Below are 26,082 nucleotides of genomic sequence, written 5' to 3'. Positions count from 1 at the left end.
ACCTCGGAAAAGGCATCAATTTGATTCTCCAAATGAAGTATATTTACAATTATTAAACAATAATCAGGAATTCGCATTAATTAATTGAATCCACCGTTATTAAAAAGATTTAAAATTTTGGAAAACCATCAGCTTATTTATCAAAAACTAGAAGCGTTTATCAGGAAGTTTTACATTAATGAATTGATTCGGGGAACTATGTTCTTTATCGGTTTAGGATTATTGTATTTTCTTCTAACGCTTTTTGTTGAATATTTTCTTTGGCTCAAGCCAATTGGTAGAACTATTTTATTCTGGACTTTCATTGGAGTAGAAGTATATCTTTTGTTTCGTTTTATTTTGTTTCCACTGTTTAAGTTATTTAAGCTGCAAAAAGGAATTGGTTACAATCAAGCATCAGCGATTATAGGAAGTCATTTTGCTGAAGTGAGTGATAAGCTGACTAACTTTTTACAATTAGCTAATTTGAATGAACAGCAAGTCAAATCAGAATTATTAGTGGCATCCATTGAACAAAAAGCTAATACGTTGCAGCCAATCCCTTTTGGAAATGCTATCAATTACACGGGTAACAAAAAGTATTTTCCTTTAGCAGTTATTCCAATACTGCTGTTGGCGTTTTTCTTTGTTTCGGGAAACAGTACTATAATTTCTCAAAGTTTGAATAGGGTAGTACATTTCAATTCTGCTTTTTTGCCACCAGCTCCTTTTAAATTTGTTGTTTTGAATACCAATTTACAAACCGAGCAAGGAGAGGACTTTATTGTACGAATCAAAACCGAAGGTAAAATAGTTCCTGAGAATGCCATGATATTTATTGACAACGAAAGTTACTTTATGGAATCTTCTAAGGTTGGAGAATTTCAATTTAAGATGGTTAAACCAGCTGGAAATATTTTGTTCCACGTGGAGGGGAATTCTATCACCTCGCCAGAGTATGAATTGAAAGTGATTATCGTTCCAACTATTGCTAATTTTGAAATGCAATTGAATTTCCCATCGTATTTGAATAAAAGACAGGAAACAATCAAAGGAACAGGAAATGCAGTTATTCCAGAAGGAACACGTGTAACTTGGAAAATGAGTACGCAAGGGACTCAAAATGTAATGTGGCAGGATGATCGTGCAAAATTTGCTTTTTCCAAAGCCGAAAATAATTTTTTCTTATCAAAAAGCATTCTGCAAGACACAGATTATCAAATTCTTACTTCAAATGAGAAGGTAAAAAATTACGAAAAACTTAATTATCAGCTTACTATTGTCAAGGATCAGTTCCCAACAATCAATGTAAACCTCCCACCAGATAGTTTGAAGGTGGCCAAGAACTATGTTTTAGGTCAAATTGCTGATGATTACGGTTTGTCTAAACTTCAGATTGTGTATTACGAAAGAGAGAAACCACAAACTGCTAAACGTGGAACAATTGCTGTTAAGAAAAGTGCTTTTGACCAATTTGTGTTTTCCTTTCCTAGTAATCTTCCGGTAGAGCAAGGTGTATCTTATGATTATTATTTTGAAGTTTTTGATAATGATGCCATCCATAATTTTAAAAGTACGAAGTCTTCTGTTTTCTCTAATCGTGTTTCTACAGATGAAGAAAAAGAAGACCAAATTTTGCAACAGCAAAACGAGAATATTAATGGTCTAGAAAAGTCTTTAAAAAATCAAGACAAGCAAATTTCCGAAATGGAGAAGTTGCAAAAAACCGGAAAAGAGAAAGAGAATCTGGATTTCAAAGATCAGCAAAAAGTAAATGATTTTATCAAGCGTCAAATGAAACAGGATGAGATGATGAAGGAATTTACTAAAAAAATGAACGATAATTTGGAGCAATTCAAAACGGATAAAAAGGATGAATTAAAAGAAGAGCTTCAAAAACGAATGGATAAAGCTGAAAAAGAGTTGGAGAAAAACCAAAAGCTTTTAGACGAGCTGAAAGACCTGAACGATAAAATTCAGAACGAAGAGTTGTTGACTAAGTTAGATAAATTCAAACAAAATAGTAAAAACCAAACTAAGAATTTAGAACAGTTGGTAGAGTTGACCAAGAGGTTTTATGTAGAAAAGAAAGCAGAGCAATTAGGAGATAAACTGGATAAGCTTTCTGAAAAACAAGATAAATTATCTAATGATGAAAAGGAAAATAAACTAGATAAACAGGAAGATATAAATGCGGAGTTTGATAAAATTCAAGAAGATTTAAATGGTTTGGAAAAAGAAAACAAGGAATTAAAATCACCTTTGGATTTACCAAAAGACGATGCTAAAGAAAAAAGTATTGATGAAGATTTAAAGAAAGCATCCGAGGAATTGAAGAAAGACAAGAAAGACAAGGCAAAACCGAATCAGAAAAACGCTTCCAAAAAGATGAAAGAGATGGCTCAGAAAATGTCTGAAAGTATGGCAGAAGGTGAGATGGAGCAGTTGGAGGAAGATGTTGCGATGTTGCGACAAATCTTAGATAATTTATTAGCTTTTTCATTGTCGCAAGAAGATTTGATGAAGCAGTTTAAAAAGTATAAATCAGGATCTCCTGCTTTTAATATAAACATCAAAATTCAGCAGGATTTAAAGCAGCAGTTCAAGCATGTGGACGACAGTTTGTTTGCCATGTCATTGCGGAATCCAAAAATTGCAGAGGATGTTACTAAGGAAATTGGGAATGTGATCTATAACGTTGACAAGTCGCTGTCGAGTTTAACTGATGCTCAAGTTCCCAAAGGTTTATCACATCAGCAATACACTATTGCGGCTGCCAATAAGCTAGCCGATTTTCTAAGTGACATGCTTAATTCTATGCAAATGCAGATGTCGGGTATGGCCTCTGGCAAGCCTAAACCTGGACAAGGACAAGGTATGCAATTGCCGGACATCATAAAAAAACAAGAAGGATTGGGTGAGAAAATGAAAGAGGGAATGAAAGGGGAAAAACCAGGCGAAGGTGAAAAAGGTTCAAAAGGCAAGCAAGGAAAATCCGAAGGTGGAAGTCAAGAGGGTGAAGGTGGCGAAGGTGATGCGCAAGCGATACTGCAAATTTATAAAGAGCAAAAGCAATTGCGCGAGGCACTGCAAAACGAATTAAATAAACAAGGATTGGGAGGTAATGGACAAAGTGCTTTGGAACAAATGAAGCAAATTGAAAAGCAATTATTGAACAAGGGTTTCAAGAATGAAACGTTGCAAAATATTCTAAATGTGAAACAAGAGTTACTGAAGTTAAATTCAGCCGTGCAGCAACAGGGAGAGGAAAATAAACGTCAATCTGAGACTAACAAAAAGCAGTTTAACAATCAATCTAATGCATTGCCAGCAGGTTTATTAGATTATTTGAATAGCATAGAAATATTAAATAGACAATCCTTACCTTTGCGCTCGAATTTTAATCAAAAGGTTCAAGAATATTTTAATAAAAAATGATCAATTTTAATTACGAAACCGACTTTAATTTAGACAATGAGGAAGCGATTGCTTCTTGGTTATCTACCGTTATCATTTCAGAAAAGAAGAAAGAAGGGGAGATAAGCTTCATCTTTTGTGACGATGAATACCTTCATAAGATTAATTTAGAATACCTCAATCATGATACCTTAACAGATGTTATCAGTTTTGATTACACAATGGGAGATGAGATAAGTGGTGATGTTTTTATTTCGGTTGAACGAGTGAAAGACAACGCAGGTGATTTTAATGTATCTTTTGAAGACGAATTGAAGCGGGTTTTAGTTCACGGGATATTACATTACTGTGGCTACAAAGATAAAGGAGAAGCGGAAGAATTGTTAATGCGTACTAAAGAAGATGAAAAAATCGGGCTGTTCCACGTGGAACAGTAGGAATTAATGTGCCGATGTTTTTCGTTATGTTCCACGTGGAACATAACGGGTTTTTAGTTCATCAAATTATTTGTTGTTTCACGTGGAACAAAATATAGATTACAAAATCAGAACCCATCAAGATGGGTTAAATTATACAAGAAGATGTTTTTAGAGGAATATGATGTGATTGTTGTTGGCGCAGGACATGCGGGTTCTGAGGCTGCCGCTGCTGCTGCAAATTTGGGGTCCAAAACTTTATTGGTAACCATGAGTTTGCAGAATATTGCGCAGATGTCATGCAACCCAGCGATGGGCGGAATTGCCAAAGGACAAATTGTGCGTGAGATTGATGCGCTTGGTGGATACTCGGGAATTGTTTCGGATAGGACTGCAATCCAGTTCAAGATGCTGAACAAATCCAAAGGTCCAGCAATGTGGTCGCCACGTGTTCAAAGTGACCGAATGCGTTTTGCTGAGGAGTGGAGAATGATGTTGGAGGGAACTCCAAATCTTGATTTTTATCAGGAGATGGTGAAAGGGTTGATAATTGAAAATGGAAAAGTATTAGGTATAAAAACCTCTCTTGGGCTTGAAATTCGTTCCAAATCAGTTGTATTAACTAACGGAACTTTCTTGAACGGTTTGATTCATATTGGCGAAAAGCAATTTGGTGGAGGAAGAGCAGGAGAGAGCGCATCCCATGGAGTTACTGAGGATTTAATAGCGGCAGGTTTTGAATCAGGCCGAATGAAAACAGGAACACCTCCAAGAGTGGATGGACGTTCTTTGGATTATTCCAAAATGAACGAAGAAAAAGGAGATGCTAAACCGGATAAGTTTTCTTATTCTGACGTGACTACTCCATTAGTTCACCAGAGATCGTGTCATATGACGTATACTTCTTTGGATGTTCATGATATTTTGAGAGAAGGTTTTGATCGTTCGCCAATGTTTAATGGAAGAATAAAAAGTATTGGACCAAGATATTGTCCCTCTATTGAAGATAAAATTAATCGTTTTGCTGATAAAGAAAGACACCAATTATTTGTGGAGCCTGAAGGATGGAATACATGTGAGGTTTATGTAAATGGTTTTTCAACTTCGCTTCCTGAGGATATTCAATTTAAAGCGCTGCGTTCTGTTGCAGGATTTGAAAAAGTAAAATTCTTTCGTCCGGGATATGCAATTGAATACGATTATTTTCCGCCGACACAATTGAAACACACTTTGGAAACAAAATTAGTTGAAGGATTGTATTTCGCTGGACAAATAAACGGAACTACTGGATATGAAGAAGCGGCTTCTCAAGGATTGATGGCTGGAATAAATGCGCATTTAAAAGTACATGAAAAAGCGCCATTAATCTTAAAAAGAGATGAAGCCTATATTGGAGTTTTAATTGATGATTTAATCACGAAAGGAACAGAAGAACCTTATCGAATGTTTACGTCACGAGCAGAATACAGAACGTTGTTACGTCAGGATAATGCCGATTTTAGATTGACTCCAATGTCACACGAAATTGGTTTGGCTTCTGAAGCGCGATTGCGCAGAATGGAACACAAATTAAACGAATCTGAAAAAATGGTGGCTTTCTTTAAAGAAACGAGCGTTTCTGTTGCGGAAGCAAATCCTATTTTAGAATCAAAAGATACGGCTTTAATTACGCAAGGAGATAAGATGTTCAAAGTATTCTCGCGTCCGCAAATTGATTTGGAAGACATCATGAAGTTTGAAAAGGTTGTAGATTATATTGCAAACAATCAAGTGGATCAAGAAATTCTGGAACAAGCAGAAATTCAAGTGAAGTATTCTGGTTACATCGAAAAGGAAAGAAACAATGCAGATAAATTACTTCGATTGGAAGATGTAAAAATCCCTGAGAATTTTGATTATGAAAAAATCAAATCCATGTCCATTGAAGCAAAACAAAAATTAAGCAAGATTCGACCAGTAACTATTTCTCAAGCATCAAGAATTAGTGGAGTTTCTCCAAGTGATGTTTCGGTATTGTTGATTTATATGGGACGTTAGGGATTGTAGATTTTTGATTAACGATTTTTGATTGCAGATTTATGAAAGATCTGAAATCAGAAATCGTTAATCTTTATTCTTAAATCAATTTGTTCCACGTGAAACTACATTGTGAAGCCTTGCTATAATTGAATAATCACACAAATAAATAATTCAGCCCTGAAAGTATCCGTTGGTGTTTTCAGGGTTTAGTTTAAAATTAAAATATAAAAGCACTAGTATTTAATGGATATTTCAAACCAACAGCCTTTTTTAACCGTTAAAGATTATTCTGTTTCTCAGGAAATTTTCGACTTATATCATGATGTCAAATTTGACATGCTGATTACGTCTCCACAACCCAGTTTAGAAAATTTAGGAAAGTACTACGAAAGTGTGGATTATATTTCGCACACGGATAGCAAAAGGTCTTTATTTGAAAAAGCCTATCATTTGGTAAAAAGCATTGCGCTTGAAAATAAGTTGAGTTTAATCAATTCATTACAAACGAATAAAGGAAGTATTTTAGATATTGGAGCCGGAACGGGAGATTTTTTATCTGTGGCCAAAGATAACGGTTGGCACACGATAGGAGTGGAGCCAAGTGAAAAAGCAAAAGCGATTGCGAAAAAGAAAGGGGTTTCATTTGTTGGAGAAACCAGCGAACTAGACAGCCATTCTTTTGATGTGATTTCGATGTGGCATGTTTTGGAACACGTTCCAAATTTGGAAAACCAAATCAAAGAATTGAAACGATTGTTAAAACCCGAAGGGACTTTAATTATTGCCGTTCCAAATTTCAAATCGTTCGACGCAAAACATTACGGAAAGTTTTGGGCCGCTTATGATGTGCCGATTCATTTATGGCATTTTTCTAAAACGGCTATAAAAATGCTTTTCGAAAAAGAAGCAATGAGTTTAGAAAAAGTGCTTCCTATGAAATTCGACTCATTTTACGTGAGCTTACTTTCGGAAAAATACAAAACTGGTAAAATGAATTATATAAAAGCCTTTTTTGTCGGATTGCAGTCGAATTGGGAAGCGAAGAAGAATTTTGAGTATTCTTCACACATTTACATCCTAAAAAACAATCAAAAATCATTTTAAGCGAATTTAAGCGCATTTTTTAATGAAATCGAATGTGATTGTCGGACTTTTAAACTAATTCGTTTATTTAAAAGATATGAAGGTGGTTTTTAATAGACATACATTATACATTCATTAATTATAATAATAAAATCTTATATCATAAAAAAGTAGCATTTTTAAAACTTTATGTCAATACTATCTATTTTTTTATATTTTTGTCACCAATACTTAAAACTAGAAATTCATCAAAATGAAATTGAAGATTCACGAATACCAAAAAAGAAATATTAAAAATATGAGTACAAAAGCATTAGTAATTATCGCATTATCAATTTCTCTATTTGCTTGCAACAAACCAGCCGAAGCAGCAAAAGAAGTAAAAACAGCTTACGTAGACACTTCTGAATTAATGAAAGAATATACAGAGGCAAAAGACCTTGAAGCAAAATACAAAACTAAAGCAGAGGAAAAAGGCAGACAGCTAGAAGCAGAAATCGCAAGGTTTAAACAAGAAGCAGCCAGTTTTCAATCGCAAGCACAAGCCAATGGTCAAGAATGGGCACAAAAAAAAGGAGCTGAATTGCAAAAAAGAGAACAACAATTAGGATATGCACAACAAGCATTATCTCAGGAATTACAGGTTGAAAGCGGAAAAGAAATGGATTCTCTAGTAAGTGGAGTGAAAAAATTCATCAAAGCGTACGGAAAAGAAAAAGGATATGCCTACATCTACGGAACAGGTGACGCAGCATCAATATTATACGCTGAAGACAAATTTGATATCACAAAAGAAATCATTAAAGGCTTGAACGATAAATACAAAGCACCTGCTAAAACAGATGAAAAAGCAGAAGCTAAGAAATAATTTATTTTCTATTAATTCAAAAAATTGCCTTCGTCTATCTTTAGATTGAAGGCTTTTTTTTTGAAGCTATTTCCCGCTATACACTCTAATCTCTTGGTTAGCAATTGTTTTTTCTACACCATAAAAGGAGCTTCTTGCAGTCGCTCTTTTCTGGCTAGAAAAAAATCACTTGCCAAACCTCGAGGATTTCCGTTGCTATCGTGGCTAAAAAAACCAAATCAGCAGACAAATAGTTTAGTAAACTATAAAATGTATTCCTAAAATTCAATACTTTAGCTTCATATATACACGCCTAATGCAAACTATCTCAGAAGCCGCCGCTTACACCTTACGATTCATCAATCAAACCCAACGATCTGTTTTCCTCACTGGGAAAGCAGGAACTGGAAAAACCACCCTTTTACGGGAAATTATCCAAACCACGCACAAGAATACGGTAGTTGTAGCACCTACGGGAATCGCTGCGTTGAACGCGGGTGGTGTCACGATTCACTCGATGTTTCAGCTGCCTTTTGGTGGATTTATTCCGGATAATTCTTCGCCTCAATTTTCTGAGAGCACCAAGTTTGAAACCAAAGCTACGTTGCGTAGGCATTTCAAAATGAGCGGTTTGAAGAAATCTGTGATTCGCAACATGGAATTATTAATTATAGATGAAGTCAGTATGCTTCGTGCTGATTTACTCGATGCCATGGATTACATGATGCAATCAGTACGTAAAAGAAATACTCCTTTTGGCGGTGTTCAAGTCTTGTATATTGGCGATTTATTGCAGTTGCCTCCGGTAATTCGGGACGAAGAATGGCGCACGCTGAAAACCTATTACAAAGGAAAATTCTTTTTCCATTCGCATGTCGTGCAGCAAAATCCGCCATTGTATATTGAATTGTCCAAGATTTTTCGCCAGACCAATGATACCTTTATTTCGGTTTTAAATAATCTGCGCAACAACCAGATTTCGCAACAAGACATTCAAACGTTAAACCAATACGTAAAACCCGATTTTGATTTAAAAGCAAACAAAGGATACATCACATTAACCACGCACAACAACAAAGCCGATACCATGAATGCTCAGGCTTTACAAGATCTGGAAGGAAAATTAGTATCCTATAATCCTGCAATAACAGGTGATTTTCCAGATAAAATTTTCCCCGTGGAACAAGAGTTGAAGTTAAAAGTAGGTGCGCAAATCATGTTTGTGAAAAATGATTTGTCGTTTGACAAGCACTATTTTAACGGAAAAATGGGGATTATCAAATCATTGGGAAGCCAAGAAATTTTGGTTCATTTCCCCGAAGAAAACAAAACCATAGAAGTCGAAAAGTACGAATGGCAAAACATTCGCTACAAGGTCGATCAAACTACTAAGGAAATTGAAGAGGAGGTTTTGGGAACTTTTGTACATTACCCAATCAAATTAGCGTGGGCCATTACGGTGCATAAAAGCCAAGGTTTGACATTTGACAAAGCTGCGCTTGATGTTTCGCAAGTTTTTCTGCCGGGTCAAGCATATGTCGCGTTGTCGCGTTTGCGTTCGTTAGAAGGGCTTATTTTGCTCTCTCCGTTACGCATGAATGGCATTTCAAACGATCAGGATGTGATGGATTATGCGTTGAACAAAGCATCAGATTCGTTTTTGGCCAATGCATTGCATTTTGAAACTAAAAATTTCATTCATAATTATTTAGTCAACACGTTTGATTGGAGTGACTTAGCGCAAGAGTGGCGCAATCACCGATTCAGTTACAACGAAAGCTCTGAAGTTTCAGGGAAATCCAAGCATGCGGTTTGGGCAAAAAAGCAAGCGGAACAAGTAGATAAGCTTTTGGATCCATCCAGAAAATTCATTTCGCAATTGAACAAGCTTTTTGCTCCTGAAACAGTTGATTTAAATCATGTTTCGGAGCGGATTCAAGCGGCTTTTAGTTATTTCTTGAAGCCAATGGACGACTTGGTTTTTGAAATTCTTTGGAAAATTGAAGAAGTAAAACGCATCAAAAAAGCAAAGATGTTTTATGAGGAATTGATTGTTTTGGAAGAGGTACAAACCAAAGCCGTGTTGCGATTAATGAAAGCCAAATTATTGATAGAAACCGTTGTGGCAGGCGAAACCATTTCGAAAGAGAAACTCACCTCTTCAGAAATTAAGTCCTACATCAGTCGTAAAACCGAGGCGATTCAAAATCAATTCAAAGAACTAAACATCACCTTGATTGATGACGAAAAAGATGTGGAACGCTATACATCGAAAAAAGCCAAGACAGGAACACCCAAGAAATCAACGGTTCAAGAAACCTATGAACTGTGGGTAGAAAAGAAATCCATTGCTGAGATTGCAACCATTAGAGTGTTGACCAAACAAACTATTTATTCGCATTTTGTCAAGTTGATACAAACCAAATCAGTAGCCATTTCAGCTGTTTTGCCCGAAGATAAACTACAGGATTTGGCAGCCGCTTTTGCAGGATACCGCGAAGAATCTCTTAATGCCTTAATGGAAAAGCACGGACAAAAATTCTCCTGGGAAGAGGCGAGGATGTACAAAGCGAGTTTGAATTAGGTTGAATTAGGTTGAATTTTTATTTTAAGAGCAGAGTGGTTGTGGTTTTTAAGAACGAATCTTCGCGCTATTTGTTCTAATCTTTTCTTTTTTTAAGAATAATAGAAAAGCGTTTCCACTGCTTTGCCGTTCATCATTATTCCTATTTATTATAACTAGTAGTAGCATACAAAGATATTTTTTCTATATTTGGAATAATGACAAACTAAGGCTTTTTTCAGACCCATCTTTAGGGCGACCTCATAAACTATGAATTGATAAAAAATCAAACAACTATTTATTCTTATTGTAACGAAAGAATTTTTTGCCTGCAATTATCAGAAAGAAATTGAAAAAATATTAGGTGACTAGATAAAAAGTACTAAAACGAAGCAAATGAAGACTATTAAAAAACAATTCAGAGGTTTTTATTATGCTATGGTGGAAATTGGTTATCGTTATCAAGAATTGTATTAGGGAGGACAAGACCAGAATTGGGACTATGCCAACTATCAATTAGAAAAAATAAAAAGCACAATTGAAAACTGACTTGAACGAAGAGCTAAAAGAGCAAAATCAGCAGAACACTTTTTGACTTATGTATTGCCAGAAATGAAAAAATCGTTGGAAAGGAAAGGCACAGCCCTTTTCAATAAAGATTTTCAAACTCTAATAATCAACTGTAATCGTTGCCACGCAATGGAGAAAGGGCCTTTCTTTACTGTAAAAATCCCAATAGACAGACAATCAACAATTCGCAAATAATTATGTTTCAAAAATTTATTCACACAGACAACTCAAAAACAAGCATTTTAATTCGTTTGATGGTTGGCGCTGTTTTCCTCTCTGAAGGCATACAAAAATTTCTTTTCTCTGAAACATTAGGTGCTGGACGCTTTGAAAAAATCGGTTTGCCATCCCCTGAATTCTTAGGAAGTTTTGTGGGCACTGCAGAAATACTTTGTGGTGCATTGCTATTACTTGGACTATTCACTCGTTTTGGAAGTATTTTGTTAATCATTATTATGGTTGTTGCGATAGCAACAACCAAAACCGAAGTTTTAGCCACCGAAGGATTTTGGAGAATGCTTCATGGAAGCCGAACAGACTGGGCTATGCTTTTAGGCGGTGTTTTTCTTTTAATCAAAGGCGGTGGCAGATGGTCAATAGATAACAAGCTAATGAAAAATGGAAAGTAAAGCCGAATTAAAAGAGTTAGCAAAGCTTTTTTTAAAATTAGGCGTTATTGGTTTTGGGGGTCCTGCGGCACATATTGCAATGATGCAAAGCGAAGTAGTTTCAAAAAGGAAATGGTTCACTGAACAACATTTTCTTGACTTAATTGGGGCGACAAATTTAATACCTGGCCCAAATAGCACAGAAATGGCAATTCATATCGGACACGAAAAAGGCGGTTGGAAAGGTCTAATTGTTGCCGGTGTTTGTTTTATTTTACCAGCCGTATTCATCACAGGTATTTTTGCCTGGCTTTACAAACAATATGGACAATTGCCCGAAGTGCAACCATTTATCTACGGAATAAAACCTGCAATTATTGCCATTATACTAGTGGCAATATACCCTTTAGCGAAAAAATCGTTGAAATCCACAGAACTAATAATAATCGGAATGATTGTTTTAATTAGTTCTTTGCTTCACATTAATGAAATTTATCTAATGTTTGGAGCAGGATTGTTTGCCCTTCTTTTGGCTTGTGTGCGTAATAATAAGCAAAACAGTGTAAAAAATTTGCTTCCATTAACATTATTGCAAATCACAAACACGGAAATAACTGCTGCAATTAATGTAAACTTATTTTGGATTTTCTTAAAAATTGGCGCGATACTTTACGGGAGCGGTTATGTTTTGTTTGCATTTCTTGATACAGAATTAGTATCAACAGGACTTTTAACAAGACAACAACTTATTGATGCGATTGCGGTTGGGCAATTTACGCCTGGACCCGTTTTTTCTTCTGTAACTTTTATTGGTTATCAAATCAACGGTTTGACAGGAGCAATCGTCTCCACAGTCGCAATTTTTTTACCATCATTTGTTTTTGTTGCATTACTCAATCCATTGGTAAATAAAATGCGGAACTCAAAACTATTCTCTGCATTTTTGGATGCTGTTAATGTGGCTTCGGTAGCAATCATTATAGCAGTTTGCTTAGATATGGGGAAAGACACAATTACAGATTGGCGGACAATATTCATTGCGGTTTTAAGTATTGTATCAACTTTTCGTTTTAAGAAATTGAATAATGCATTTGTTGTTTTAGGTGGTTCACTTATTGGTTATTTACTGTCATTGCTATGAAATCTAGTGCGCTAGAAAAAGAAGGGCTAATGCACCACACCGCTTTGACAAAAGTTGCGGTTTAATAATTGATTGAACAGCTTTGCTTATTATCAATAGTTTAAAAGGTAGCATCACGTATACTCTTTTTGTAACAAGTGCCTAGTTTTATTAAAACTACATAACCAGGCTTTTGCAAGGTTATTTTTTAAAGCGATAAAAGGATTAAATCCTTAACAGTAAAGGACTTTTTATAAGAAACACAAAAATGTGTTTTTAGAACGCAGTTAACCTTAAAAAAAACTTTTCCCTCGAAAGTATGTAATCAACTCACAAGCTACTTTATAACTCATGAAATAGTAAGTAAGACGCTTTAATTAGATCAAGTTCATAACCTAGATAGCAAAGACACCCGCTTGTAGTTACGTTTTTTAACGAGACGACAAGAGATAGAGTGGAAAGCTGGAATTAACTCCTAAAAAAATCCCCAAATAGCGTTCACTTTTTTGGGATTGTTATATCAAGAATATTGTATAAATTTATAAGGATTGAATCAGAATCCAAGCTTCGGGATTGTGCTTTTCATTGATTTCTTTTTTGGCTTTCTCCGCTTCGGCAAAAGTAGCGTAGCTTCCGTACAACACCGGAAAATATCCGTTTTTGTTAGGAGCGATGCGTTTGGCATCATATCCTAAGCGGCTTAAAATGCGCAACGTTTTGTTAGCGTTTTTCTCTTCTCTATAAACACCTGCCATAATGTGGTACGGCATTTTTATTTCGGCAGTCGACTTTACAGCGAGAGTTACCGCTGGAACGGGGCTTTCGATAAAGAAAGTAGCTTCTTGAATTTTATTTTGAACTTGTTTTTGAACCGCAGTTTCAACCAGCATCGTTTCTGAGGCGATTTGGTTTTGGTACATTGGATAACCCACACTTCCTGCAATTCCTAATCCCAATACAAAAATAGCGGCGTATTTTAAATAGGAATTGGTTGATTTGGTTTCCTCAGGAACCATTGTTATGGTAGCTTTTTCTTCAATTGCTGCTACTTCTTTTTCAAAGATTTCTCTTTTTACAAGTGGTGAAACAAAAGGAGCTAATCCAAAAGAACTAGTCAAATAATTGGTTTGATCGTACGGAGTAAAAACGATATTTTTATCCGCGTTCAAACGAAGATCTCCAATATTTTTTATTGATATAATTTCGTTTTCTTCAAATGCTTTTTTCCAATTAAAAACTTCATATTGAATTTTACTTACGGCATATTCATACGATGTTTTTTCTGCTAAAGCGATATGATTGGCTAATAAACCATCATTATTTTTCAGATTCGCATTGAAAGCAATCATTTTTTTGGGAGGAGAAAACGAATTGGAGCTTTCGTTTAGTTTAGCCGATTGAATTTCGGTCAAAAAAGCTCCGAAACCCGGAACGGTTACACATTGATAACGGTATAAAAGCTGCGCGATGTATATTTCGATTTTCATACTTACAAAGTTATACAACCAAAATAGTTATCAAAATTTTATTCACAATTTTTATTAACAATCCGCATAAAAATTTATACATTTCACCTTCAAATAATTAGCATGAAAGAACAGGATTTATTTTATTTATTGGCATTGCAAAGAATAGAAGGCGTGGGCGACATCATGGCCAAAAAACTGCTGACGCATTTTGGCTCTGCAGAAGCTGTTTTTACTACAAAGGCCTCGCAACTTGCTGGAATTGATGGAGTAGGATCTGTTTTGCTGAAAAATTTAAAAGATAAATCGGTTTTTGATAAAGCAACGTTGGAGCTGGAATTTATAAAAGCCAATGAAATTAATGTCGCTTATTTTCAAGACGAAAATTATCCTGAACGACTGAAACATTGTATTGACGGGCCACTTTTATTATTCACCTCAGGGAATATTAATTTAAAAAACAGAAGAATCATCAGCATTGTAGGAACGCGCCAAATCACGTCTTACGGAATGGAGTTTTGTAGAAAACTGATTGAAGATTTAGCGCCACTCGATCCCATTATCGTAAGCGGTTTTGCCTATGGCGTCGATATTGTGGCGCATCAATTGGCAATGGAAAACAACTTACAAACGATAGGCGTGGTGGCCCATGGTTTGAACCAAATATACCCGAAAACCCATAAAAAATATGTAGCTAAAGTGGAAGAAAACGGCGGTTTTATGACGGAGTTTTGGAGTTCCTCGAATCCCGACAAAGAAAATTTCGTTCGAAGAAACCGCATCGTAGCGGGAATGAGTGAAGCAACGATTGTCATTGAATCTGCTGATCGTGGTGGCTCATTAATCACAGCAAATATGGCGAATGATTACAACCGTGATGTTTTTGCGGTTCCGGGACGTGTTACAGATAAATTCAGCCAAGGGTGCAACAATCTCATCAAAACCCAAAAAGCGAATGTGCTAACCAGTGCCGCTGATTTAGTATATATCTTAAATTGGGATATACAAAAAGACGCAAAACCAGTGCAGAAACAGCTGTTTGTTACTTTAGAAGAAGACGAACAAAAAGTATACGATTATCTCCTTAAAACAGGAAAAGAATTGATGGATATTATTGCGTTGCGCTGTGATTTTCCTATTTATAAAATCTCAGGAATGCTGTTAAATATGGAATTGAAAGGTGTGATACGACCGTTGCCGGGAAAATTGTTTGAGGCGATATAGCGTTTACAAAAAACCAAACAATGAGACACTTCTAGCATGACTAATAGTAAAAATAAATTTTTTAGTAATAAATTGAGCACAAACACTTTCTATTTAGTTTGTCACGCTGGAAGCGTCTCGTTTGAGTTGCTCTCAAATGTTGAGACGCTTCCAGCGTGACAAATTTAGTGGGAATTAATAACTAAAATATTGCTATAAATAGTAAGACTATACAACCTCAAATCCTAGTTTTTCTCTTACTCTAGCCAGTACACCATTGGCAACAGCCGAAGCTTTCTCAGCACCAATTTTCAAAAGTGAATCTACTTCAGGGAGGTTATTGATGTAATAGTTATATTTTTCTCTTTCGGTTTTGAAAGTTTCACAAATTAGTTCAAATAAGGCTTGTTTGGCGTGACCGTAACCATAATTTCCACCTTCATAAAGTGCTCTCATGGCTGCGATTTGTTCTTCATTTGCCAACAAAGAATAAATAGCAAAAGCATTGCACGTATTTGGATTTTTAGGATCTTCAAGTGGCGTACTATCCGTTTCGATGCTCATCACTTGTTTGCGCAAAGCTTTATCGTCTAGAAAAATATTGATTATATTATTGGCTGATTTACTCATTTTTCCACCATTGGTTCCTGGAATTAGTAAGCCGTCTTGTTGTACAATCGCTTCTGGAATTACAAAAGTTTCTCCCATTTGGTGGTTGAAACGGGAAGCGACATCGCGAGTGATTTCTAAATGTTGCAGTTGGTCTTTTCCTACGGGTACAAATTCAGCATCATATAATAAAATATCAGCAGCCATCAGCATTGGATAGGAAAACAATCCGGCATTAACGTCCTCTAAACGGTCTGCTTTGTCTTTGAATGAATGCGCTAATGTCAAGCGTTGAAACGGAAAAAAACAACTTAAATACCACGATAATTCCGCCGTTTGTGGCACATCCGATTGTCGGTAGAAAACTACTTTGTTCACATCTAAACCACAAGCAAGCCATGCAGCGGCGGTACTGTACGTATTGTTTCGTAAGGTTTCACCGTTTTTTATTTGTGTGATGGAGTGCAAATCAGCAATGAAAAGAAACGATTCATTTTCAGGTTTATTTGATAATGCTATTGCGGGAATGATTGCGCCAAGTAAGTTTCCTAAATGTGGTGTTCCAGTACTTTGAACGCCTGTAAGTATTTTTGCCATTGTATTTTTTTCTTCCACGCAAAGTTCGTAAAGTTTTTCATTTTTTACCGCAAATTCGTAAATTTTAAAAATCTACGTATTCCAACTAGCATTCGCAAAATTTTCTTTTACACATAAGTCATTTAAGTCGATAAAACTTTAATGAATTTAAATAACGGAATTAAAATTGACAGACAATTTAAAAACTTATATGACTTATATGGTTGAAAAAAACATCGAAAATTTATACTCATGATAACTTCTGATTTCTTACTTTTGAACCTATGAGAGGATTAAAAATTGTTTTTTGGGTACTGTGGCGGGTGTGGTTTTATATTTTAATGACCATTCCCATATTGGTGATGTTTCCCTTTCTGGTATTGTCCATTTTAACGGAAAGCGGCTATCCTTATTTTTTTAAGATGGCTCGTATTTGGGCAAAATTCATTCTTTTCGGGATGGGTTTTTATTATAAAATAGACAAAAACCAAGAGATGGAATACCAAAAAAGTTACATGATTGTTGCCAATCATACTTCTATGGCCGATATTATGTTGATGCTTGCCCTAACTAGAAATCCGTTTGTTTTTGTGGGTAAAAAAGAATTGTCAAAAATTCCTTTGTTTGGATTTTTCTATAAAAGAACCTGTATTTTGGTAGACAGAAGTTCTTCAAAAAGTAAAATGGAAGTGTTTAATCGTGCTCAAAAAAGAATCAATCAAGGATTAAGCATTTGTATTTTCCCCGAAGGTGGCGTTCCTGATGATGAATCGGTTTTGTTAGATACTTTCAAAGACGGTGCTTTTCGCTTGGCGATAGAACACGAAATCCCTATTGTTCCCATTACTTTTGCCGATAATAAAAAGAGATTTTCCTATACTTTCTTCAGCGGAAGCCCAGGAATTATGCGTGTAAAAATGCATTCACACGTAGAGACTTTGGGAAAAACTGGCGTTGACCGCAAAGAAATTCGCGAAGAAGTGCGCGAAATAATATACAATCAACTGATAGATTTCGATTTAGATCCAATTAAAAGCTATAGCTGATTCCAGAGTACAAACCAATGAATAGTGGCTTGAAGTTGCCAGAATCATTTGAAAACGTATTAACTTGGTACTTAAGCATGGGTTCAAAATTGATTTGGAACGATTTTATAATTTTGTATTTAAATCCTAAACCAACATTAGTGCTAAAATGAATTTGATTTAAATTAGTGGCCTCACCTAATTTTAGATTCGTTTCCTCTGATACGAGCGATATTTTATTTTGGTTAAGAAACAAGGTGCTTACTCCTCCAATAATAGTAATTCCAAACTTCTTATCTAAAACGGAATAGGAAAGTTCCAAAGGAACTTCATAATAGCCCATTTTCTGGTTTAATGCACCTGTATTTGTTTTTTGTATATCTTTTTCGAATGCAGATAACATGCTTAAAGTAGCTTCATTATTAATTTCTATTAAAGCAGTTGAAGTGTAAGCAATATTCGCCAGATTGTTGTTAGCCAAGCCTGTTGAGTAGATAACGTTATTTGTGTTATATCCCAATGACAGTTTGTTTATCCCAGAACGCAAGGCTATTTTCTTAGAAACGGCATAATGGATTCCTACGCCAAAACTTAAGCTATTTTCTGCTGTTTTTTGATTTTCTGAAAATTGTGCATCAATAGCGGAACCGCCTGAATTTGAGTTCAGATAAACAGCTGCGATGTTAGGTGTAATCTGCCATTTGTCTTGCTGATGTATCTTAACAACTTCTTTTTTTTGATCTGTTTTCTTTTTAAGAATTTCATCTAATTCGTTTGGAATTGCACTAGCAGTTGAGGGTTCTTTTTTAGTGTCTTGTAAAGCAATTCTAGTGTTTTCAAGGGGATTTATACTTGTTTTTTCTAGAGGTAGTTGTTGGATTTTCTCAAATAGGTCGTCTGTTTTTGCCTCGGTAACAGCTGTAGCTTTTTTGTTTTCAAGCGCTGTTGCGGGATGTTTTAGCGACAAATTATTTGTTTGCAAATAAACAACAGCTTCCTTTTGATTCTTTTCTTTGTTCGAATTAATTTTAAATCCAGTAGAATTTATACTCTCTTTTTGTTCAGATTGCTTTGTTTTACCACTATTTTCGACTACTTGAGGACCTGTTTTAATTTCTAATGAAGGTCGCTCTTTTATGGATTCATTAGGGATAGATTCCTTTTCATTTACGTTGGTTTTTGGAACTTTTGATTCGATAACCACAGGATTATTAGTTTTAACTTTGTCGTTTATAACAGTATGCAAGGCAAATATCCCCACAAGAAAAGCCGCTGCAGTTCCGGAGAATTTTATCCAGGCTGGCAGTACTTTTCGGTTCTTCTTTTCATTCAAAGCTGTTTGGATGTTATTCCAAACTTGCTCATTCGGATGGGATTCAAAATCTTTAAATTGCTCCTGAAAAAACCGGTCTATATTTTTTTTATCGTTCATTTTGTTGCTGACTTTGTTTTAATTCGGGAATAATTTTCAATTTTTTCTTTTAAAATCATCCGAGCTCTGGCCAGATTAGATTTAGTTGTTCCAGTGGTTATTTTAAGCATTTCTGCGACCTCTTTATGGGAATATCCATCCAAGACGTAAAGATTGAAAACCAGGCGGTATTGATCTGGCAATTCCTGAATAATCTGCATTAAATAATCAATAGAGATGTTCTCATCATCGATTTCAACTTCTTCGTCAGCAACAGTGTCATCTACAATCTCCATAAACCGAACGTCTCTAAATTTTTGAAGGGCATTGTTAATTATTATTCTCTTTGCCCAACCTTCGAAAGAGCCTTTAAAATTGAATTGTTTTATTTTGTCATAAATAATTAAAAAACCATCTTGTAAATTGTCTTCTGCGTCGGCATAATTAATGGAGTATTTTAGGCAAACGCCAAATAGTTTTTTAGAAAATAGCTGGTATAGTTGCTCTTGTGCTTTAGGGCAGTTTTTTTTACAGTCAGTAATCAATTGGTCTAACCCCACAATTTTAGTCAAGAATTAGTTAGTAACAGGAACTTCCACTTCCTCAAAAATAGTAACACCATTAGCGTCTTCTCCTTTGTAAAACTTGAAAATATAGGAACCAGTGTTGGTTACGAAAAAATTAAAAGATACTTCTGATTCTGCTGGAAGGACTTGCGTGCACACTTGGTCCTTGTTTACAGCTGACTGAATGGCAATAGTTCGGATATTTAAATTCTTATCGTAATAGATTCCCTGAAAAGAATAACAATCTGAAGGTCTCTGGTACTTCAATTTTATTTCATAGGTTTCTCCTAATTTGAAACTTTGAGGCAATGTATAACTTGCTACAGGAAGTACTTCGTAAGTGTAGTTAGGAAGATCATTGTCCGTACTGCAAGATATAAGTGTCAATAAAAATAGGGTGAGTGCGATAAATTTTTTCATTGTTTTCATTTTTTAAGTTAATAAAACCCATTTTACAAAAAAGGGGGTAGTAAGATTTATTATTGAGATACAATTTTTTTAAAAGGTTGCGTCAACAATTAATTTTTAGTTAAATGCAGCAGTATTAAAATACTAAATTAGTGTTTTTTAAGGGTTTGATTTTGCAAAAAAAGCTACATTATGTCCTTTTTTTTTAAAGAAGCTGTCAAAGAGGACAGCTTCTACTTATTTTTTAAGTTGCTGAACTTATAACAATTGTTTGTGTGATAAATTCTGTAGCTGATTTTTTAAATTTAAAGATATACGTTCCTGCAACCGAAGATTTAAATTTATAAGTTGTCGTTTTAGTGACCGCTGCTATACCGCAATCCGTACCTTCAAGGTTAGTTTCTACTTCAATTTCTTTTGTGTTTTCTGTAGTTGTTTCTGAAAATTTATTAAAAACACCACACTTGTTTTCGACATCATAAGCAACTATCAAAGTCAGTTCCTGATTTACTACTCCTGCCGTTGGTCCGGTAACGGCGCTAATAAACGCTTTTTTAGTTGCCATTTGGGGTTGGTCATTATCATTACTGCACGAAGCAAATCCTGATGCCACTACTAATGCCAAAGCAATCACCTTTAATTTCATTTTTTTCATTTTTTTAAAATTTATTGATTTATATTTATTTTATAAAAGATGATTTAAAATTAGAAAGGTTGCTTGCCGTAGGTTAATTTTAGAGTAAAAAATGAAAGTAAGGGAGAACTTAGAGTTATTAAAGTTGCTCGTTATATTTGGGAATCATTTTTTTTAATGATTTGATTTAGAATCAAAAAGCGTAAATAATTCTAATTTATTTTTAAGAATATAGCTAAAGCAAGGCTTAATTTTAGGCTATAAAAAATGCCGAAATAATTTATTTCGGCATCGTTTTTTTACAAGTAAATTGGATTTACAAAGCAGCTAATTCTTTGATATGTGCTTTAATTTTCCCTTCTAATTCATCTGCTAATTCTGGATTATCTTTGATTAAAGACTTAACCGCATCACGACCTTGACCTAATTTGGTTTCACCATAACTGAACCATGATCCTGCTTTTTTGATGATTTCAAATTCGACAGCTAGATCTAAAATCTCTCCAGTTTTTGAAATCCCTTCTCCGTACATGATGTCAAATTCAGCGATTTTAAATGGTGGAGCCACCTTATTTTTTACCACTTTTACTTTGGTTCTGTTTCCAAGTACGTTATCACCATCTTTAATTTGAGTAGAACGACGGATATCTAAACGAACCGAAGCGTAAAACTTTAATGCATTTCCTCCAGTTGTTGTTTCTGGATTACCAAACATAACACCAATTTTTTCTCTTAATTGATTGATAAAGAAAACCGTACAATGTGTTTTGCTTATTGTTCCAGTTAATTTACGTAATGCTTGAGACATCAAACGGGCATGAAGACCCATTTTAGAATCTCCCATTTCACCTTCAATCTCACTTTTTGGAGTCAAAGCCGCAACCGAGTCAATTACAACAATGTCAATTGCTCCGGAACGAATCAAGTTCTCCGCAATTTCTAATGCTTGTTCTCCATTGTCTGGTTGTGAGATGATCAAGTTTTCGATATCTACACCTAATTTCTCTGCATAATTTCTATCGAAAGCGTGTTCTGCATCAATAAAAGCAGCGATTCCTCCTGCTTTTTGAGCTTCGGCAATGGCGTGCAATGTAAGGGTTGTTTTTCCAGAGGATTCTGGACCATATATTTCTATGATTCGCCCTCTTGGATAGCCACCTACTCCTAAGGCTAAATCGATTCCTAATGAACCTGAAGAAATCGTTTCCACTTCTTCAATGGCTTTATCGCCCATTTTCATTACGGTACCTTTACCGTAAGTTTTGTCTAGTTTATCCAGCGTAAGTTGTAGCGCTTTTAATTTAGATTCTTTTTCTGTACTCATCTTCTCTTTTACCTTTTCTTTCATCTATTTGTATTATTTTATAACTGTAAGAAACTGACAGGATGACTAATTATCCTGAAAATTCCAATTATGTGAGAATATTTTTTTTCGTAAAAATACTTCTTTTTTTAATGTAAATTTTCTCTTTCAAGAATATTTTAAAATAAAAATAACAAGCTAAAATGTTGCTACATGAACAACGCTTTTAATTCGGTTGCGTCATGCGGATTCATTTTTCCAGCCAAAACTAAACTTAATTGTTTGCGTCGCAGTGCGGCTTCAAAACGTTGTTTTTCCAGTTCGGTTTCTGGAACAATTTGGGGCACTTCAACGGGTCTCCCAGTATCATCCACGGCTACAAAAGTGTAAATCGCTTCATTGGCTTTGGTTTTATTACCAGATTCGCGGTCTTCCACCCAAATATCAATGTATATTTCCATCGAACTTTTGAAAGCGCGCGAAACTTTGGCTTCGACCGTAACCACACTTCCTAGTGGAATGGCTCTGTTAAAGGCGACGTGGTTTACAGATGCTGTAACCACAATTCTTCGGGAATGTCTTCTTGCCGCAATGCTGGCTGCACGATCCATACGGGCCAATAATTCGCCACCAAAAAGATTATTCAAAGGATTAGTCTCACTTGGTAAAACCAAATCAGTTAGTGTCGTTAAGGATTCAGAAGGATGTTTTGGAGTCATATTTTTATGTAAGAGGATAGTATTATTTTGTATGCGGAAGCTTTTTATTTTTAATTCAACCAATATACGGCTAATATCGCAGGGATAAAATAGATGACAATGGTTCTTGCGCCATCATAATCCTTAGCCAATCGTTGACCAAATAGCAACATTAATAGCGTGATACAAGAGAAAACAGCTCCGTAGAAACCAAAAATTCTTCCGTTGTTTACCAGTAATTCGATGCAACCCACTACGCATAAAATTCCGGAAATTAATTCTAAAATTAAAATGTTTAGTAAAGCCAGTGGGACTTGATTTTTTAATGGTGTTTTAGCGAAGTGTCCTTTTAACCAATCTACATTGTCTTTCCAATAAAACAGTTTGTCATATCCGGATTGTAGAAAAGTAATGGCTAGGAAGATTAAAATCAAAATTGAAGTAATGTTGTTCATTTTTTTATTTTTGGTGAATTAAACGGGTTAGTTTTATTGATAAATCGGTTAAAATAATTTTAGGATTTCCGTTGCGCTCAATGTGATACATGGCGTCTGACAGTTCTTTAAAAATAGCATTGATATTATTTCCATTTACAAAAGGCGCAAAATTTTCGAGTTTGAATTTCTCTACTTGCGGTTCCATGTAAACCAAGCTTGTTGTTTGGTAATTTAACAACAACGCCTGACGAAACATCTCAATACAAAAATGTAAAAATTTCTTTTGGGTTTCTCTTCCTAAACCAGCAATTTGCTCGCTCCATTGAATCAAATCCTGAATTGCTGCTGCGTTTCCTTTGGCTCTAAAAGCAGCTCGAACCCAATCGACAAACCATTTTTCAAAAAAAACGGATTCGCTATCCGGTTGCAGTAATTGTAATGCTTTATTGAAATTTCCTTGTGCCTGATGCGCTATTTTTATGGCGGTTTTTGATTCTATATTTTCTTTTGAAACCAAAGCTTCAGCGATTACTTTTTCGCTTAATCCATTAAAATGTAGGACTTGGCATCTAGAACGAATGGTTTGAATAATATCTTCTTCGTTTTCTGAAATCAATATAAAAACTGTTCTGTCCGTAGGTTCTTCCAGTAATTTTAGCAGTTTATTAGATGCAGCGATGTTTAGTTTATCAGCCATCCAAATAATCATTATTTTGTAACCGCCTTCGTAGGATTTCAACGCTAGCGATTTCAAAATCTCCTGCGCATCATCAACCCTAATTTCTCCTTGTTTGTTTTTAACACCCAACATTTGATACCAATCAAACAAACTTCCGTACGGATTATGTTCTAAAAACTGTCGCCATTCTGTGATAAAATCAATGCTTTTGGGTTTCGTCTTTACCTCTTCCGTACTTACCGTTGGGTATATAAAATGCAAGTCCGGATGTGAAGTTTTCTGGAATTTGAGGTTACAGGCTTCATTTGATCCCGAGTTTTCCGAGTTTTGATTGCTGCAAATAATGTACTGCGCATACGCAATCGCCATAGGCAAGGTTCCGCTTCCTTCAGGGCCAACAAACAATTGTGCATGTGGAATTCTACCCAAATCAGCACTTTTTGTCAAATGACTTTTGATGTGTTCTTGTCCTAAAATTTCTGAAAATTGCATGAAGCAAAGATAGTAGAAAATGGTTTAGTCTAAAATTTTAGCAAGCAAAGTTTCAGTACCAGCAAGTGTCGTGAAGTGGTAATTAACGCATTTATTTTTGAAATTTAATTTGTGTTTATTTCGAACAAAAAACACATAAAGTATTAAAAAGAAACATTATTTATTAATTTACAACGATTTCGTTGCTTAAAATTTATTTTATATGGTTTTCTCTAATTTATTAATAATTTAAAAGTTCTATATTTGTTACTCTTTCAAAAAAAATAAACTAAAAAACATACTGATGAAAACGTTAAGTGATTTCAATTTTGCAGATAAAAAAGCCATAATCCGTGTTGATTTTAATGTGCCATTGGACGAAAATTTCAATGTAACAGACGCCACTCGTATCGAAGCAGCAAAACCTACTATTGATGCGATTCTTGCTCAAGGCGGAAGCGTGATTTTGATGTCGCATTTAGGCAGACCAAAAGGTGTTGAAGGCAACTATTCATTGAAACACATCCTAAAAACAACTTCAGAAGTGCTTGGAGTTCCAGTTCAATTTGCATCAAACTGCATTGGAGCTGAAGCTAAAGCAGCAGCTGAAAAAGTGCAGGCTGGAGAAGTTTTATTATTGGAAAATTTACGTTTTCATAGCGAAGAAGAAGCGGGTGATGTTGCTTTTGCAAAAGAATTAGCGTCACTTGGAGATATTTATGTAAACGATGCTTTTGGTACGGCACACAGAGCGCATGCTTCGACTACCATTATTGCTCAGTTTTTTCCAACAGAAAAATGTTTCGGATTGTTATTGGCTAAGGAAATCGAAAGCTTGAACAAAGTATTGAAAAACAGTGAAAAACCAGTAACAGCTGTTCTTGGTGGCTCTAAAGTGTCTTCGAAAATTACGGTGATTGAAAATATTCTTGATAAAGTAGACCACATGATTATTGGTGGTGGAATGACCTTTACTTTCGTAAAAGCATTAGGCGGTAAAATTGGAGATTCTATTTGTGAAGATGACAAACAAGAATTGGCATTGGAAATCTTGCGATTGGCTAAGGAAAAGGGAGTTCAAATTCACATTCCGGTTGATGTTGTTGCTGCCAACGCATTTTCAAATGATGCCGAAACGCAAATTGTTGATGTAAAAGAAATTCCAGATGGATGGCAAGGTTTGGATGCAGGTCCAAAATCATTGGAAAACTTCAAAAAAGTGATCATGGAGTCTAAAACGATCCTTTGGAACGGACCATTAGGCGTTTTTGAAATGGAGAATTTTGCAAACGGAACAATCGCTTTGGGTAATTTTATTGCAGAAGCTACTGCAAAAGGAGCCTTTTCACTAGTAGGAGGAGGAGATTCTGTGGCGGCAGTAAAACAATTTGGATTGGAAGATAAAGTGAGCTACGTTTCCACCGGTGGAGGAGCGATGCTTGAAATGCTGGAAGGTAGAACTTTGCCTGGAATTGCAGCTATTTTAGACTAATGCAGTTGTTGAAAAACAAATACTAACGGTTAGATTTTAATTATTTTAAATTAAAAAAACACTCTCATAATACAATGAAACCTTAGCGATAAACTATTTATTGCTAAGGTTTTTTAATTTAAACTGTTAATTAGAATTATTAAAAACTTCAATTAATATTAAAAAAATTAACCATATAGAAACATAGAAAATAGAATCAGATAGCCCAATTCTTGGATTCTCATAACTATGATTTCCTCTAATATAGTGAAACGCCTTCCAGAATTTTAAATCTATGTTTCTATGTGGTTAAAAAATTTAACGAATTGATTCATACCCAATGGATAGACTAATAATTATGAATCTGGATTTATAATTATTTTTATTGTCAATTCAGGTGAAAATTCTTTGTAAATGCATCTAAGATTGCATTTTTAACAATATTTAAAGAAATTTTTAGTTTAAACCTATTAAGTTTGTAAAAACAAGCTTTGTAATCATTT

At 35.1% G+C, this 26,082-nt stretch carries 21 protein-coding genes; 11 read left to right on the top strand and 10 right to left on the bottom strand.

Features of this window, described 5'->3' with window-relative positions:
• The first annotated feature begins 117 nt into the window (after positions 1-117).
• The 8 genes from BUC11_RS08670 to chrA all read left to right on the top strand — a co-directional run bounded on the left by BUC11_RS08670 (position 118) and on the right by chrA (position 12,643).
• A complete protein-coding gene (locus BUC11_RS08670) occupies positions 118-3,417 on the top strand; it encodes a DUF4175 family protein (RefSeq protein WP_073353361.1) in 3,300 nt (1,099 codons plus the stop codon).
• Positions 3,414-3,833 carry an rRNA maturation RNase YbeY gene (ybeY, locus tag BUC11_RS08665; RefSeq protein ID WP_073353341.1) on the top strand — a complete coding sequence of 140 codons (420 nt, stop codon included), beginning with the start codon at positions 3,414-3,416 and terminating at the stop codon, positions 3,831-3,833. Before BUC11_RS08670 ends, ybeY begins: the two co-directional genes overlap by 4 nt.
• A 144-nt stretch (positions 3,834-3,977) precedes the next feature.
• Entirely contained in the window at positions 3,978-5,849 is a 1,872-nt protein-coding gene (gene mnmG / locus BUC11_RS08660) for a tRNA uridine-5-carboxymethylaminomethyl(34) synthesis enzyme MnmG (protein ID WP_073353339.1), read from the top strand.
• A 225-nt stretch (positions 5,850-6,074) separates the two neighbouring features.
• Positions 6,075-6,935: a class I SAM-dependent methyltransferase gene (locus BUC11_RS08655; RefSeq protein ID WP_073353334.1), complete on the top strand. Its 861-nt coding sequence runs from the start codon at positions 6,075-6,077 to the stop codon at positions 6,933-6,935.
• Between the two features lie 232 nt (positions 6,936-7,167).
• Complete coding sequence (locus tag BUC11_RS08650) at positions 7,168-7,782, top strand: OmpH/Skp family outer membrane protein (RefSeq protein ID WP_245793825.1); 615 nt, start codon at positions 7,168-7,170, stop codon at positions 7,780-7,782.
• 295 nt (positions 7,783-8,077) lie between these two features.
• Positions 8,078-10,345 carry a helix-turn-helix domain-containing protein gene (locus tag BUC11_RS08645; RefSeq protein WP_073353332.1) on the top strand — a complete coding sequence of 756 codons (2,268 nt, stop codon included), beginning with the start codon at positions 8,078-8,080 and terminating at the stop codon, positions 10,343-10,345.
• Between the two features lie 746 nt (positions 10,346-11,091).
• Entirely contained in the window at positions 11,092-11,523 is a 432-nt protein-coding gene (locus tag BUC11_RS08635) for a DoxX family protein (RefSeq protein WP_073353330.1), read from the top strand.
• Entirely contained in the window at positions 11,513-12,643 is a 1,131-nt protein-coding gene (gene chrA / locus BUC11_RS08630) for a chromate efflux transporter (protein ID WP_073353328.1), read from the top strand. Before BUC11_RS08635 ends, chrA begins: the two co-directional genes overlap by 11 nt.
• A gap of 518 nt (positions 12,644-13,161) precedes the next feature.
• Here the strand turns inward: chrA and BUC11_RS08625 are convergent.
• Positions 13,162-14,109 (bottom strand): HU domain-containing protein, encoded by a 948-nt coding sequence (locus BUC11_RS08625; protein ID WP_073353327.1) that lies wholly within the window; start codon positions 14,107-14,109, stop codon positions 13,162-13,164.
• A 102-nt stretch (positions 14,110-14,211) separates the two neighbouring features.
• Between BUC11_RS08625 and dprA the strand changes: the two genes are divergently transcribed.
• A complete protein-coding gene (dprA, locus tag BUC11_RS08620) occupies positions 14,212-15,312 on the top strand; it encodes a DNA-processing protein DprA (RefSeq protein ID WP_073353325.1) in 1,101 nt (366 codons plus the stop codon).
• Positions 15,313-15,519: 207 nt separating this feature from the next.
• Here the strand turns inward: dprA and trpS are convergent, their stop codons facing one another.
• On the bottom strand, positions 15,520-16,497 hold the full coding sequence (trpS, locus tag BUC11_RS08615) for a tryptophan--tRNA ligase (RefSeq protein ID WP_073353358.1): 978 nt from the start codon (positions 16,495-16,497) through the stop codon (positions 15,520-15,522).
• A gap of 263 nt (positions 16,498-16,760) precedes the next feature.
• On the opposite strand from trpS, the gene BUC11_RS08610 reads away from it, so the two are divergent.
• Positions 16,761-17,522 (top strand): lysophospholipid acyltransferase family protein, encoded by a 762-nt coding sequence (locus BUC11_RS08610; RefSeq protein ID WP_073353323.1) that lies wholly within the window; start codon positions 16,761-16,763, stop codon positions 17,520-17,522.
• Here the strand turns inward: BUC11_RS08610 and BUC11_RS08605 are convergent.
• The 8 genes from BUC11_RS08605 to BUC11_RS08570 form a co-directional block, all read right to left on the bottom strand.
• Positions 17,506-18,933, bottom strand: coding sequence for a hypothetical protein (locus BUC11_RS08605; protein WP_073353321.1), 1,428 nt, complete (start codon positions 18,931-18,933; stop codon positions 17,506-17,508). The two genes, BUC11_RS08610 and BUC11_RS08605, sit on opposite strands and share 17 nt — an antisense overlap.
• Positions 18,930-19,472, bottom strand: a complete 543-nt coding sequence (locus tag BUC11_RS08600) for an RNA polymerase sigma factor (RefSeq protein WP_073353357.1) — start codon at positions 19,470-19,472, stop codon at positions 18,930-18,932. The genes BUC11_RS08605 and BUC11_RS08600 overlap by 4 nt, the downstream gene beginning before the upstream one ends.
• 15 nt (positions 19,473-19,487) lie before the next feature.
• Entirely contained in the window at positions 19,488-19,898 is a 411-nt protein-coding gene (locus BUC11_RS08595) for a hypothetical protein (RefSeq protein ID WP_073353355.1), read from the bottom strand.
• A 232-nt stretch (positions 19,899-20,130) separates the two neighbouring features.
• Entirely contained in the window at positions 20,131-20,541 is a 411-nt protein-coding gene (locus BUC11_RS08590; protein WP_073353319.1) for a hypothetical protein, read from the bottom strand.
• Positions 20,542-20,836: 295 nt separating this feature from the next.
• Entirely contained in the window at positions 20,837-21,844 is a 1,008-nt protein-coding gene (recA, locus tag BUC11_RS08585) for a recombinase RecA (RefSeq protein WP_073353354.1), read from the bottom strand.
• A gap of 188 nt (positions 21,845-22,032) precedes the next feature.
• A complete protein-coding gene (locus tag BUC11_RS08580) occupies positions 22,033-22,542 on the bottom strand; it encodes an acyl-CoA thioesterase (RefSeq protein ID WP_073353352.1) in 510 nt (169 codons plus the stop codon).
• A 50-nt stretch (positions 22,543-22,592) separates the two neighbouring features.
• Positions 22,593-22,976: a DoxX family membrane protein gene (locus BUC11_RS08575; protein WP_073353318.1), complete on the bottom strand. Its 384-nt coding sequence runs from the start codon at positions 22,974-22,976 to the stop codon at positions 22,593-22,595.
• Positions 22,977-22,980: 4 nt separating this feature from the next.
• On the bottom strand, positions 22,981-24,129 hold the full coding sequence (locus tag BUC11_RS08570) for a DNA polymerase III subunit (RefSeq protein ID WP_073353316.1): 1,149 nt from the start codon (positions 24,127-24,129) through the stop codon (positions 22,981-22,983).
• A 283-nt stretch (positions 24,130-24,412) separates the two neighbouring features.
• On the opposite strand from BUC11_RS08570, the gene BUC11_RS08565 reads away from it, so the two are divergent.
• Positions 24,413-25,600, top strand: a complete 1,188-nt coding sequence (locus BUC11_RS08565; RefSeq protein ID WP_073353314.1) for a phosphoglycerate kinase — start codon at positions 24,413-24,415, stop codon at positions 25,598-25,600.
• Positions 25,601-26,082 lie beyond the last annotated feature (482 nt).

Source organism: Flavobacterium xanthum (assembly GCF_900142695.1).
Classification (GTDB): domain Bacteria; phylum Bacteroidota; class Bacteroidia; order Flavobacteriales; family Flavobacteriaceae; genus Flavobacterium; species Flavobacterium xanthum.
This window is presented reverse-complemented; position numbering and strand designations above follow the sequence as displayed.

Excerpts from the sequence above, each read along its gene's own strand:
- ybeY (WP_073353341.1), top strand. The coding sequence starts at position 3,414 with ATGATCAATTTTAATTACGAAACCGACTTTAATTTAGACAATGAGGAA.
- mnmG (WP_073353339.1), top strand. The coding sequence starts at position 3,978 with ATGTTTTTAGAGGAATATGATGTGATTGTTGTTGGCGCAGGACATGCG.
- BUC11_RS08655 (WP_073353334.1), top strand. The coding sequence starts at position 6,075 with ATGGATATTTCAAACCAACAGCCTTTTTTAACCGTTAAAGATTATTCT.
- BUC11_RS08650 (WP_245793825.1), top strand. The coding sequence starts at position 7,168 with ATGAAATTGAAGATTCACGAATACCAAAAAAGAAATATTAAAAATATG.
- BUC11_RS08645 (WP_073353332.1), top strand. The coding sequence starts at position 8,078 with ATGCAAACTATCTCAGAAGCCGCCGCTTACACCTTACGATTCATCAAT.
- BUC11_RS08635 (WP_073353330.1), top strand. The coding sequence starts at position 11,092 with ATGTTTCAAAAATTTATTCACACAGACAACTCAAAAACAAGCATTTTA.
- chrA (WP_073353328.1), top strand. The coding sequence starts at position 11,513 with ATGGAAAGTAAAGCCGAATTAAAAGAGTTAGCAAAGCTTTTTTTAAAA.
- BUC11_RS08625 (WP_073353327.1), bottom strand. The coding sequence starts at position 14,109 with ATGAAAATCGAAATATACATCGCGCAGCTTTTATACCGTTATCAATGT.
- dprA (WP_073353325.1), top strand. The coding sequence starts at position 14,212 with ATGAAAGAACAGGATTTATTTTATTTATTGGCATTGCAAAGAATAGAA.
- trpS (WP_073353358.1), bottom strand. The coding sequence starts at position 16,497 with ATGGCAAAAATACTTACAGGCGTTCAAAGTACTGGAACACCACATTTA.
- BUC11_RS08610 (WP_073353323.1), top strand. The coding sequence starts at position 16,761 with ATGAGAGGATTAAAAATTGTTTTTTGGGTACTGTGGCGGGTGTGGTTT.
- BUC11_RS08605 (WP_073353321.1), bottom strand. The coding sequence starts at position 18,933 with ATGAACGATAAAAAAAATATAGACCGGTTTTTTCAGGAGCAATTTAAA.
- BUC11_RS08595 (WP_073353355.1), bottom strand. The coding sequence starts at position 19,898 with ATGAAAAAATTTATCGCACTCACCCTATTTTTATTGACACTTATATCT.
- BUC11_RS08590 (WP_073353319.1), bottom strand. The coding sequence starts at position 20,541 with ATGAAAAAAATGAAATTAAAGGTGATTGCTTTGGCATTAGTAGTGGCA.
- recA (WP_073353354.1), bottom strand. The coding sequence starts at position 21,844 with ATGAGTACAGAAAAAGAATCTAAATTAAAAGCGCTACAACTTACGCTG.
- BUC11_RS08580 (WP_073353352.1), bottom strand. The coding sequence starts at position 22,542 with ATGACTCCAAAACATCCTTCTGAATCCTTAACGACACTAACTGATTTG.
- BUC11_RS08575 (WP_073353318.1), bottom strand. The coding sequence starts at position 22,976 with ATGAACAACATTACTTCAATTTTGATTTTAATCTTCCTAGCCATTACT.
- BUC11_RS08570 (WP_073353316.1), bottom strand. The coding sequence starts at position 24,129 with ATGCAATTTTCAGAAATTTTAGGACAAGAACACATCAAAAGTCATTTG.
- BUC11_RS08565 (WP_073353314.1), top strand. The coding sequence starts at position 24,413 with ATGAAAACGTTAAGTGATTTCAATTTTGCAGATAAAAAAGCCATAATC.